This is a genomic window from Rubrivirga sp., assembly GCF_049648075.1.
Taxonomy (GTDB): Bacteria; Bacteroidota; Rhodothermia; order Rhodothermales; family Rubricoccaceae; genus Rubrivirga.
On sequence record NZ_JBARYR010000389.1, the window covers coordinates 1 to 12,083 of the forward strand.

The following is a 12,083-nucleotide window of genomic DNA, read 5'->3' on the forward strand; positions in this document are numbered from 1 at the left end:
CCCGCGCTACCCACACTCTCCTTCCTGGGCGGCACGCCCTTCGCCGACCCGCTCACCATCGCCTGGCTCGACAAGATCGCGTCGTCCGACGAGGGCGGCGGCGGTGGAGGCGGAGGCCTGAGCCCGGCGACCGAGGAGGCCGTCAAGGACGCGCGCGAGAAAGCCTCCGGCGGAGACGTCCCGGGCGCCGTCTCGGCACTCATGGCCGAGGCCGGCGCGCCCCGCGACCGCTTCGAACGGACCGTCACCGCCGCCGAGTTGTGCCTCGGCTCAGGACGTCCCGACGTCGCGCTCGGCCTGCTCGACGGTGCCGACGAGGCCATCCGGCTTCATCGCCTCGACGTGTGGGACCCGGCGACGGCCTCGAGGGCGCTACGCACGCTCTACACCTGCTCCTCGGCGCTCCTTGCGACAGCCAAGACGCCCGAGCGCGCCCAGGCCCTCAGCGCCCAGGCCGACGACGCGTTCGCGCGGTTGACGCGGCTCGACCCAGCCCACGCTATGCGTAGTACGAAGGCGCCTGCCTAAATGGTCAAACGGGCCGATGCTGACCTCGAGTGCTACGCGCTCTTCCGGGAAGCGAGGTCCCCGGTCTCGAGAAGTCGGGCAGGAGTTCGTGATGGGGGTGCAAGTAATCCAGTTCGCACTCAACAGACCCTCATCACGGTCGGGGCGCCCTAGTAGAACATTCTCCGCTTAACGTTGTGCTCCGCTCGGATCGAGTTCTCACAAATCGGCATGCCGTCGTAGGGGTCTAGGCCGACTGTGAAGTGCTCCTCGTCCATCACCGTCGGTTTCCGGGTTCCTTCTGCGTAGTGCATGGAGTGGACAAGCTCGTGGGCCAGCGCGATGTAGATCGGGCGCCCTCCCTGGCCCGGAACTGAATACGAGTTCGGGTGCCAGAACACCACGGACTTGGATCCAGAGCCAGGGATCTTCGACTTCTCCTCCGAGATGGCAACCGCTTTGTTTCCGCCGCTCAATCCAACTTCTCCAACGCTCTCTTTCGTTGTGCTAGCCCGCTGAATAATGACATTGTGGCCGTTGAACCTCGCGATTGTACCCCCTCCGGCCGGGTTGGCATCATTGAGGGTCTGGAGCAGTGCTTTCCCCGCAGTCTTCGAGTTAATCCTCGTCAGAGCATCCCTGACAGTTAGGTGGAAGTACGGAGACTCGTCGCTCTTTTCAACGGCGATCTTGGGGTAGGAAGCGATTGGGGTCTCTATCGTTTTCGGCATGGTCGAGGGGTGTATCGAGGTTAAAGCAAGCTCGAAGCGCACGGCTTCTCTCAGCAAGAGGGACGACGCGCAGAAAGCGTCCTCCTTCATTTACTTACTACAGGAATATCCCTCCGACTGGGTCACGCCTTCACGGAAAGATGAAAGCCTCTGCCGGAGTGGAATCTGACCGAAGGAAAAAAGATGGCGCTCGGCTCAACGAGAATGACGGTCTTCGACTTCGTTTCCTGTTTCCCATAGCAGACGCCCTTTCCCCATTCAGACTCACCCGCGATGTCCCAGAGTTTTCAGCACGAGAAGCCGCCCGCCCGTGTCAACCTGTTCCTCGAGGTCGCCAAGGGCGACGCCAAGGAGAAAGTCGAGCTCCCGATGCGGATGCTCGTCATGGGCGACTTCACCAACCGCGAGGACGGCACGCCGCTCGAGGAGCGCGAGGTCCTCAACCTCAACAAGGACAACTTCGAGGACGTGCTCAAGTCGCAGGACGTCGCTGTCAAGACGGCGGTCCCCAACGCGCTCACGGGCGAGGGCGACCTGGCCGTGGACCTGAAGTTTGACTCGATGAAGTCGTTCTCCCCGGACGCCATCGCGCTCCAGGTCCCCGAGGTCGCCCGGCTGCTCGCGGCTCGCAACTTGCTCCAGGACCTGCGCAACCGCCTGATCTCCGCCGCCGACTTCCGCAAGCAGATCGAGTCCGTCATCAAGGACGACGACGCTCGTGCGAAGCTGCTCGCCGAGCTCGGAGCCGTCGTCGAGGACGACGCTGCCGAAGCCGACGGAGACGACGCGTAGCCCCCACTCACCCAATCCCACTACCGATATGGCCGAGGGCCAGCTTGAGACCGAAGGCGCTGCCGCCGAAACCACCGAAGAGGGCTCCCTCCTCGACTCCATCCTCTCGAAAGTTGACGTCGCTAAGCCCAGCTCGGCTGTCAGCGTCGACGACTTCAGCGACGCCGAGACGCTCGGCGCCCAGGACCGGGGGGGCATGATGTCCGCCGCGCTCCGCGTCTTCATCGACGCCGTCGCGGCCCGGGACGCCCCACTCGTCAAGATCGACAAGTTCCTGGTCGACGGACTAGTCGCCGACATCGACGCGAAGATCAGCGCGCAGATGGACCAGATCCTCCATAACGAGGAGGTCCAGAAGCTCGAGTCCGCCTGGCGCGGGCTGAAGTTCCTGGTCGACCGGACCAACTTCCGCAAGAACGTCAAGATGGAGTTCCTGAACGTCTCCAAGGAGACGCTGCGGGAGTCCTTCGAGGACGCGCCGGAGCTGATCCAGAGCGCGCTCTATCGCCACGTCTACACGAACGCGTACGACCAGCCGGGCGCCGACCCGTACTCCGCGATCGTCTCGAACTACGAGTTCGACGCGTCGCCGCAGGACGTCGCGCTCCTGAGCGACATCTCGAAGGTGGCCGCCTCGGCGCACGCCCCGTTCATCGGATCCGTCGGGCCGAAGTTCTTCGGGAAGGAGTCCATGGAGGAGTGGAAGAAGATCCCGGACCTCTCCGCCTACATGGAGCTCACCGACTTCACCAAGTGGAACGCGTTGCGCGATTCGGAGGACTCCCGCTACCTCGGGCTCACGTTCCCGCGCTTCCTGACGCGGCTCCCGTACGGCCAGGACACGCTCCCGGCCAAGACGTTCAACTACTCCGAGGACGTCGTCGGCGACGACCACGACAAGTACCTGTGGGGCAACGCCTCGTTCTCGTTCGCGAGCAACATGGTGCAGGCGTTCCAGCGCGACGGCTGGAGCGTCCAGATCCGCGGCCCGCAGTCGGGCGGCAAGGTCGACGACCTGCCCGTCCACCTGTACGACGTCGGCAAGGGCAAGCAGGCCAAGATCCCGACCGAGGTCCCGATCTCGGAGACCCTCGAGTTCGAGGCCGCGAACCTCGGCTTTATGCCGCTCTCGCACTACCAGGGCCGCGACTTCGCGTGCTTCTTCTCGGCCAACTCGGCCCAGCGCCCGAAGCTCTACGACGACGCCGCCGCGACGGCGAACAGCCGGATCAACAGCCGCCTGCCGTACATCTTCCTGGCGTCGCGGATCGCGCACTACCTCAAGGTGCTCCAGCGCGAGAACATCGGCGCGACGAAGGATGCCGTGACCATCGAGAGCGAGCTCAACCGCTGGCTCAAGGGGCTGGTCACCGAGATGGCGAACCCGTCGGCCTCGACGATCGCCAAGTACCCGCTCAAGGCGGCGTCGGTGACGGTCTCTGAGATCGAGGAGAACCCCGGGTTCTTCCGCGTCCAGACGGCCATCCTCCCCCACTTCCAGATCGAGGGCATGGACGTCAGCCTCTCGCTCGTCGGCAAGATGCCGAAAAAGTAGCGTGTCCCCTCACGCGACCGCGTGAGACGGACCGTGACCCGGTCCGTCCTCGAGGACGGACCACCCAAACACTCAAACCAAGAACACCAATACAATGGCTACATCCATCTACATGAAGGCGACCGGCGCGAAGTCCGGCCAGATCAAAGGCTCCGTCGCGACCGACGGCCGCACCGACCTGGTCCAGCTCGATTCCGTCTCCCACGGCGTCATGATCCCGTGGTCGATCACCCAGGGCGCGATCCAGGGCGGCGGCCACCATCAGTCCGAGGTCTCGCTGAGCTGCGTGACCGACAAGTCGCTCGTCCCGCTCATCAACGCCTCGACGAACTCGGAGGAGTTCACGACGGTCGAGTTCACGTTCTACAACCGCGACGTGACCGGCGCCGAGGAGATCTTCCTCACGACGACCATCGAGCGCGCCCACATCTCGAGCATCAACTGGGGCATGAGCGCCGGCTCGCCCTCGGATTCGTTCGGGATCTCGTTCCACTTCGGCAAGATCAGTTTCCTGTGGGCCGACGGCTCCTTGGAGGCCGAGGACGACATCCTGACGCCGAACTCGTAGACCGAACGGCTCGCCCTCGAGGCCGAGACCTCGAGGGCGAGCCCCCACGTGTGTGGACCTCGCGCTGTTCGACATCCTGGAGGGCCGGTTCGGCGGGACGATCCCCGTCGAGTCGGTCTCTCGGGATGAGCACCGCTTGCAGAGCGTCGTCGGCAACCTCGAGCGCCTGTTCAACACGCGCCAGGGGTCGGTGCCGCACCTGCCCGACTACGGGCTCCCGGACCTCGCCTCGATTCAGCGCGACGCGCCGACCTCGACGGAGGGGCTCCGCGTCCGACTTCGTGAGGCCGTGATCGCGTACGAGCCACGCCTCAACCGCGTCCGCGTCGAGACCCAGGGCTTGGATGCCCAGGAGATGCGGACCACGTTCATCATCAGCGGCGAGATCGCGCCGGGACAGCGGATCCGCCTGGAGACCGTCTTCGAGTCCCAAGAAGCCGCCCACGTCCGCCCCGCCGGCTAACGTCCCTGCGACGGCCCGAGCGGAGACCTTCGCGCCCATGCTGCTCCGCCACTACGAAAGCGAACTCCGCTACCTCCGCGAAGGGGGGGCAGCGTTCGCCGAGGCGCACCCAGAGCAAGCGGGCATGTTGCGCCTGGATGCGCTCGAGGACCGCGACCCCTACGTCGAGAGGCTTCTCGAGGGCGTCGCGTTTTTGTCGTCGCGCGTGCAAGAGCGCTTGGACGACGACCTGCCGGAGTACACGCAGCGCCTCGTGGGCCTGCTGTACCCCCACTTTTTGCGGCCCTTCCCGTCGTGCTGCATCCTCGAGCTGACGCCGAAGCCGGGGATGGTCCCTGAGACCACGACGCTCCCTCGGGGTATCGAAGTCCTGACCGACCGGATCGGACCCGAGCGCGTCCCGATCCGGTTCCAGACCGCGCAGGACGTCCGGCTGCACCCGATGGAGCTCGAGTCCGTCGAGCTGCGGTACGACCCGGACAAGACGAGCCGGATGCGGCTCCTGTTCAGCCTGACCAAGGGCACGCCGGTGAGCGCCGTCGACCTGTCGCGGTTGCGGCTGTTCCTGCACGCCGAGAGCAGCGTGGCCTCGACGGCCCACTTGCTCTTGACGCGGCACGTGACGCGCGTCGAGGTCCGCACGGGCGAGACCCTGACCTCGAGGCCGGGCGGGGGCGAGCCGCCGGTCGCGTCCGTCCGAGGCCAGAACGGCGTCCAGCCGGCCGCCCTCGAGGCCGAGGACGGGCTCCTGCCCCACAACGACGCGCTGCCCTCCGGCCTGCGGCTCCTGCAGGAGATGCTCCTGTTCCGCCGCAAGTTCTGGCAGGTCGAGCTGGTCGGCCTCGAGGCCTTGACAGAGGTCGACCCCGAGGCGGAGCGGTTCGCGGTGGACGTCGTGTTCGACCGGCCCTACCCGGAGGACCGCCAGATCCTGACCGAACACGTCAAGCTCCACTGCACGCCGGCCGTCAACCTGTTCGACCACGACGCGGAGCCGATGCTGGCCGAGCACACGTGGGCCGAGCAGCGCGTCATCCCGAGCCTGCGCCAGCGGCGCAGCATCGAGGCGTACGACGTCGAGGGCGTCGTCGGCGTCGAGAAGGGGACGGCACGGAAGCGCGAGTACGCGCGGTCGGCCGGGCTGTCCTCGAACGCGGAGCGGAGCTTCGACGTGCTGCGGCGGTCGGGCGCCACGCCGGGGACGGACCTCTACCTCCAGCTCGCCGGTCCCGACCTCGATGCGGGCGCCCCCGTCCCCGAGACGCTGTCCGTCGCGATGCGGTGCACGAACGGCGCGCTCCCGTACGAGATGCTCCAGCCGGGCATGGTGGACCGGCTCTCGCCCGACGCCCCCAAGATTGCGACGGTCGCCAACCTCGACCGGCCCTCGATGATTCGGCGCCCGCCGATGGATCGGCATCCGGATCTGCTGTGGGCGCTCTTGGCGCACTGGTCGTTCAGCCACGGGTCCGTCGCGACGCAAGAGGCGGTGACCGGCCTGCTCGACCTCTACGACTGGGCCGACACCGAGGCGAGCCGTCGCCGACGCCGGGGCATCCGCGAGGTAAGCTGGGCACCCACCGAGGTCATGAACCGAGGTGCGCTGCGACGCGGAGCCCACGTCACCATCAAGGTCACCGACGGCCACTTTGCCGACGACGGCGACTTGGCTCTGTTCGGGCTGGTGATGAGCGAGTTCCTATCGCTCTACGCCACGCTCAACGCGTTCGTGCACCTGACCGTCGAGACTGTCCCCTCGGGCCGGACGATGACGTGGACGCCCGACCGCGGCCAGCGCCCGATCGTATGACCGAGCGCGACCCCCTCGCCCTCGAGGCCGACGCACAGACCTCGCCGCCGAGCACGCCGGCCGCGCTGGAGCAAGCCGCCCTCGAGGACGTCACCGCCCGTCTGCACGAGCGGGCGTACGAGTTCGAGTTCTTCCAGGCCGTTCGGCTGATGGCGGCGGCGCGCGGCGGTCCGCACACCGTCGGAGGGCCGTCGCCCAGCACGGAGGCCGTCCGCATCATCCCCGATCCCGCGTCGGTCTTCCCCGCGTCCGACGTGCGGCGCGTCCGTCCTCGAGGGCGGGACGAACCGGCGGAGATGCACGTCGGGTTCGGAGGTCTGTTCGGCGTCGATGCCGCCCTCCCGACCACGTTCCACGAGCGCGTCTCGCCGGGGACCGAGTCGGAATCGCCCTTGCGCGACTTCCTCGATTTTCTGGGGCACCGTCCCTATGCGCAGCTATGGCGGGCGTGGGCGCGGTATCGGCCCGAGGTTCGGGGCGGAGTCGGGCGACGGGACGTCCACGCGGTTAGGGCGGCGGCGCTCAGCGGGATCACGGAGACCGACGCCGTCGCGGCGGAGACCGCCGAGCTACTCCCGCTCGCGGCCCGGCTCTCGGCCTGGACGCGCAACGCCGAGGGCCTGCGCGCGCTCATCCAACATGCGACCGGGCTTCGGGTCCGTGTTATCGAGAACGTGCCACGGCGCGTCCGACTCGGAGACCGCCCCGCCCTCGGGACGGCACGAGTTGGCATCGACGCGGTCGTGGGCGCGACCATCTACGACGAGTCCGGGATGTTCCGGCTCCAGATCGGCCCGCTCGGCCTCGGAGCGTTCCGCGACCTGTTGCCTGGCCAAGCTGGCGCCCGGCGCGTGGCGTCGCTCGTCCGCCTCTACACCTCGGACACGCTCGACTACGACGTCGAGCTCCACCTCATTGCGGAGGAGGCCCCGCCGCTCAAACTGGGCGATGGTGACAGTGCGCGACTCGGTCGCAACGCCCACCTCGGCAAACCACGAACTCCCTTGGTCCAACGGCGCGTGCGCTATGCCGCCGCGTGATCCTCGATTTCCTAGAACCCCGTACGTCCTAGCGAGCCCGCTCGCGCTTGTCTCCCCCCTCCGCTACCGGCTCAACCCCCAACACCCATGATCTCGAAAGACGTCAAGCGCCTGCTCCAGAAGCTCAACGACCCCATGACGCGCGCCCGCGAGGGCGCGGCGGGGCTCGCCGTCGGTCGCGGCCACTACGAGGTGACCGTCGAGCACGTGCTACTCAAGTTGCTGGAGGACGGGAACGGGGACGCGCCCCTCGCCTTGTCGCGGATGGGCGCCGACCCGGGTCGCGTAGGCAAGGCGCTGACGGACACGATCGAGCGCTACAAGACGGGCAACGCGGGACGGCCGGCGTTCTCACCCCTGCTGCTCGACCTGATCGAACGGGCGTTCGTGGCGGGCTCGGTCCACCACGGGCTCGGTGAGATCCGATCGGGCGCGTTCCTCGAGGCCTACCTCGAAGCCGACGCCTTCGCGACCTCGAGTGCGCGCGACGCGATGGGCGACGCCAAGGCCGACGACCTGCGCGACCGGTTCTTCGACCTGGTCGACGGCTCGGAGGAGAACCGGGCGTCGAGTCGGGGATCTTCAGCGCGCCTCAACCCCGCGGGCGGAGGCGAGGGCGAGACGGCCCTCGACCTGTACACGGAGTCGCTCACGCAGCAGGCCCGGGACGGCGGCATCGACCCGATCTTCGGGCGCGACCGCGAGATCCGCCAGGTGATCGACGTGCTGTCTCGGCGTCGCAAGAACAACCCGATCCTGGTCGGCGAGGCGGGCGTCGGCAAGACGGCGGTCGTGGAGGGCTTGGCCCTCCGCATCGTGGCCGGCGACGTGCCGGACAGCCTGAAGGACGCCGAGATCGCCGCCCTCGATCTGGGGTCGCTCCAGGCCGGCGCCGGCGTCAAGGGCGAGTTCGAGTCGAGGATGAAGGCGGTCATCGAGGCCGTCCGTGACGCGCCCCGTCCGACCATCCTGTTCATCGACGAGGCCCACACGTTGGTCGGCGCAGGTGGCGCGGCCGGGACGGGCGACGCGGCCAACATGCTCAAACCAGCGCTCGCGCGCGGCGAGCTCCGATCGGTCGCGGCGACGACCTGGAGCGAGTACAAGAAGCACATCGAGAAGGACCCGGCGCTCGCCCGGCGCTTCCAGATGGTTAAGGTCGACGAGCCCGACGTCGAGACAGCCGTGGTGATGATGCGCGGCGTGCGCGACCGCTACGAGCAGCACCACAACGTCCAGATCACCGACGAGGCCGTCCGCGCCGCCGTCGAACTGAGCGACCGCTACCTGTCCGGCCGCCAGCTCCCCGACAAGTCCGTCGACCTGCTGGACACCGCATCGGCGCGCGTCAAGATGTCCCAGGACGCGACGCCTGCCGCCCTCGACGACGTGGGCCGGCGCCTGCACGAGGTCGAGACCGAGCTGACCGCCATCCAGCGCGACGTCTCCGCCGGGCTCGGCACCGACGAGAACGTCGCCGACCTCGAGGCCGAACGCGACGAGTTGACGGAGCAGAAAGCCGCTCTGGGGGAGCGGTGGCAGAAGGAGCAGGCCGTCGCCCGCGACCTCGAGGCCGCCCGCAAGGACGCCGCGTTCGTCGGCGGCGCCGCGCCCGAGGGCGTTCGTGACCTCCACGCCCAGCTCTCCGGGCTGCAGGACGAGAACGGCCCCCTCGTCCACGCCGAGGTCGGACAGCGCGTCGTGGCCGAGGTCATCGCCGACTGGACCGGCATCCCGATCGGGGACATGGTCAAGGACGAGGCCCAGATGCTCCTCGAGTTGGAAGAGCGGCTGACCTCCCGGATCCGAGGGCAGGACAACGCGCTCACCGAGATCTCGGACGCGATCCGGACCTCGAAGGCCGGGATGCGCAAGCAGGACGCGCCGTTGGGCGTGTTCTTGCTGGCCGGCCCGTCCGGCGTCGGCAAGACGGAGACCGCACGGGCGCTCGCGGAGCTGCTGTTCGGCGGCGAGCGGTTCCTGGTCTCGATCAACATGAGCGAGTACCAGGAGAGCCACACCACGAGCCAGCTCAAGGGCTCGCCTCCCGGCTACGTCGGCTATGGCGAGGGCGGCGTGCTGACCGAGGCCGTCCGGCAGCGCCCGTACTCCGTCGTCCTGCTCGACGAGGTCGAGAAGGCCCACATCGACGTGATGGAGATGTTCTACCAGGTCTTCGACCGCGGCATCCTGCGCGACGGCGAGGGCCGCGAGGTCGACTTCACGAACACGATCATCCTGTGCACCTCGAACGTGGGCAGTGCACTCGTGCAGCAGGCCTCGATGGCCGAGGAGGCCCCGACGCTGAACGAGCTGCGCGACCTGATCCACGAGCCCCTGGCGAGCCACTTCCAGCCGGCCCTCCTGGGCCGCATGAACGTGGTCCCGTTCCTGAGCCTCGACCGCGAGGCGATGGGGGCCATCGCGCGCCTCAAGCTCAACAAGGTGAACAAGCGCCTGGAGGAGAACCACGGCATCCGGTTCGTCTACCCCGACGCCGTCGTCGAGGAGATCGCCGACCGGTGCACGACGATCGACGCCGGCGCCCGCAACATCGACGCGATCATCGACCGGACGGTCCTGCCGAACGCGAGCCGCGCGCTCCTGGCCCGCCTGGCCGATGAGAACCTGCCGGCCGCCCTCGAGCTCGGCTTGGACGAGTCGGGGAATTTTACCTATACCTTCTACGACTCGCTGTCCGACCTCGAGGCCGCCCGCGCCAGCGGCGACGGGGCCGTCGGCTCCGCCGGCCTGTCGGCTCTCGAGGCCGAGCCGACGACCGAACCGAGCAGCGCCCCCATCGAGGACGAGGCCTCCGCAGACCCCGAGGACGAGACGCCCGTCGAGGACGACTCCGATGCGGCCGAGCCCGTCCTCGAGAGCCACGACGTCGGCGTCGGCGACGCCGGCACCGATCCCACCACCACCGACGAGACCGAGGCCGACGACGCCCCCGATCCCGTGACCTGACCCGATGGAGAGCTACCGCGTCCGCCACCAGCTCACCTGCAGCGCCCTGCCCCCAGACACGTTCCGGGTGGCAGAGTTCTCAGGGACCGAGACGATCTCGCGCCCCTTCCGGTTCGAGATCGAGCTGGCCTCGGAGGACGCGGAGATCGACTTCGAGGACGTCATCGACAAGCCCGCGACGCTGACGATCGCGCGGGGCGACGACGGCCCGGTCGAGCTCTCGGGCATCGTCGAGCACTTCGTGCAACGCCACCAGGTGCGGTGGGAGAACCGCCATTACTACCTCTACCGGATCGTCCTCGTCCCCCGGCTCTGGCGCCTTTCGTTCTCGACCCAGAGCCGGATCTTCCAGGACCTGACGGTCGAGGAGATCGTGGCGTCCGTCCTCGAGGACGCCGGCGTCGATCACGAGTGGAACCTCTCCGACAGCTACGAGCCACGCGACTACACGACCCAGTACAAGGAGACCGACCTCGACTTCGTCCAGCGCCTCTTGGAGTTCGAGGGCGTCCGGTACTGGTTCAGGCACGAGGGCGGCTCCGAGACGCTCGTCCTGAGCGACGACGCCAGCACGGCGGGCCCCATCGAGGGCGACGACCTGCTCCCGTACAACCTCGAGGGCTCGACGGAGACGGACTCGGTCCAGTCGTTCGTCGCCCACCGCCGGCTGGTCACGGCCAAAACGGAGACCAAGGACTACAACTACCGGACGCCGGCGGAGGCCCTGGTCGCGACCTCCGAGATCGACGCGGTGGCCGCGACCGGCATCTCGTCGGACTCGATGATCCACGTGACGGACCAAGGCCGGGCCGACCGGCTCACGAAGGTCCGCAACGAAGAGATCGAGTCGGGACGGCTCGTGATGCAGGGCGCGAGCAACTGCTTCCGGCTCCGCACCGGGTTCCGGTTCGGCCTCGACGAGCACTTCCGAGGCGACCTGAACCAGGACTACCTCATCACCCAGGTCACCCACACCGGAGCGGAGGCCAACGTGCTCGGATCCGGTGGAGAAAGCCGAGCCGGGTACAAGAACGAGTTCACGGCCGTGGCCGCGTCGGTCCCCTACCGTCCCCCGCGGCTCACGCCCGAGCCCAAGCTCCCCGGCGTGCTGACGGCCAAGGTCGAGAGCGCCGGCGGCACCTACGCGCCCGTCGACGACCAAGGTCGCTACCGCGTCCGTTTCCCCTTCGACCTCGGCGACGAGGGCGACGCCCAGGCCACCAAGCCCGTCCGCCTGGCGCAGCCCTACACGGGGCCGGGCTACGGCCAGCATTTCCCCGTCCACAAGGACGCCGAGATGGTCGTGGCCTGCGTCGACGGCAACGTGGACCGCATCGTTGGCCTGTCGACGGTCTACTACCCGACCTACGACTCGCCGGTCACGAGCGACAACGCCGCCCAGAACGTGTGGCGAACGTGGGGCGAGAACGAGCTCACCTTCGACGACACGCAGGGCTCGGAGTTGGTCTACCTCCGCGCGACGAAGGACCACTTGTCGGAGATCATCGACAATCAAGAGAATCACGTCGGGACCAATCGGACCCAGACAGTCGGGCAGGACGAGACGATGTCCGTCGGTCGTGACCAGAAGGAGGAGGTCGGGCGAGACAACGAGCACACGGTCGGTCGCGACCAGAAGCTCAACGT

10 protein-coding genes are annotated in these 12,083 nt (G+C 67.9%); 9 read left to right on the forward strand and 1 reads right to left on the reverse strand.

The genetic code is table 11. From position 1 onward, the window contains the following. The coding region (locus WBA11_RS11180) for a type VI secretion system domain-containing protein (RefSeq protein ID WP_424520768.1) at window positions 1–528 on the forward strand (528 nt) is incomplete at its 5' end. Between the two features lie 149 nt (window positions 529–677). Here WBA11_RS11180 and WBA11_RS11185 read toward each other — a convergent pair. Beyond that, entirely contained in the window at window positions 678–1,280 is a 603-nt protein-coding gene (locus WBA11_RS11185) for a M91 family zinc metallopeptidase (RefSeq protein ID WP_424520769.1), read from the reverse strand. 231 nt (window positions 1,281–1,511) lie between these two features. Here WBA11_RS11185 and tssB point away from each other — a divergent pair, with 231 nt between their 5' ends. From tssB to WBA11_RS11225, 8 genes are all read left to right on the forward strand, one after another. After that, window positions 1,512–2,030 carry a type VI secretion system contractile sheath small subunit gene (gene tssB, locus WBA11_RS11190; protein WP_424520770.1) on the forward strand — a complete coding sequence of 173 codons (519 nt, stop codon included), beginning with the start codon at window positions 1,512–1,514 and terminating at the stop codon, window positions 2,028–2,030. Between the two features lie 28 nt (window positions 2,031–2,058). Further along, window positions 2,059–3,585, forward strand: coding sequence for a type VI secretion system contractile sheath large subunit (gene tssC, locus WBA11_RS11195; RefSeq protein WP_424520771.1), 1,527 nt, complete (start codon window positions 2,059–2,061; stop codon window positions 3,583–3,585). Window positions 3,586–3,679: 94 nt separating this feature from the next. Beyond that, window positions 3,680–4,153, forward strand: coding sequence for a type VI secretion system tube protein TssD (tssD, locus tag WBA11_RS11200; protein ID WP_424520772.1), 474 nt, complete (start codon window positions 3,680–3,682; stop codon window positions 4,151–4,153). Between the two features lie 52 nt (window positions 4,154–4,205). Next, window positions 4,206–4,616 carry a type VI secretion system baseplate subunit TssE gene (tssE, locus tag WBA11_RS11205; RefSeq protein ID WP_424520773.1) on the forward strand — a complete coding sequence of 137 codons (411 nt, stop codon included), beginning with the start codon at window positions 4,206–4,208 and terminating at the stop codon, window positions 4,614–4,616. Between the two features lie 37 nt (window positions 4,617–4,653). Continuing rightward, window positions 4,654–6,426, forward strand: coding sequence for a type VI secretion system baseplate subunit TssF (gene tssF / locus WBA11_RS11210; RefSeq protein ID WP_424520774.1), 1,773 nt, complete (start codon window positions 4,654–4,656; stop codon window positions 6,424–6,426). Then, window positions 6,423–7,466 carry a type VI secretion system baseplate subunit TssG gene (gene tssG, locus WBA11_RS11215; protein WP_424520775.1) on the forward strand — a complete coding sequence of 348 codons (1,044 nt, stop codon included), beginning with the start codon at window positions 6,423–6,425 and terminating at the stop codon, window positions 7,464–7,466. Before tssF ends, tssG begins: the two co-directional genes overlap by 4 nt. An 87-nt stretch (window positions 7,467–7,553) precedes the next feature. Then, complete coding sequence (gene tssH / locus WBA11_RS11220) at window positions 7,554–10,436, forward strand: type VI secretion system ATPase TssH (RefSeq protein ID WP_424520776.1); 2,883 nt, start codon at window positions 7,554–7,556, stop codon at window positions 10,434–10,436. 4 nt (window positions 10,437–10,440) lie between these two features. Next, window positions 10,441–12,083: type VI secretion system Vgr family protein (locus WBA11_RS11225; protein ID WP_424520777.1), on the forward strand; the 1,643-nt coding region annotated here is incomplete at its 3' end.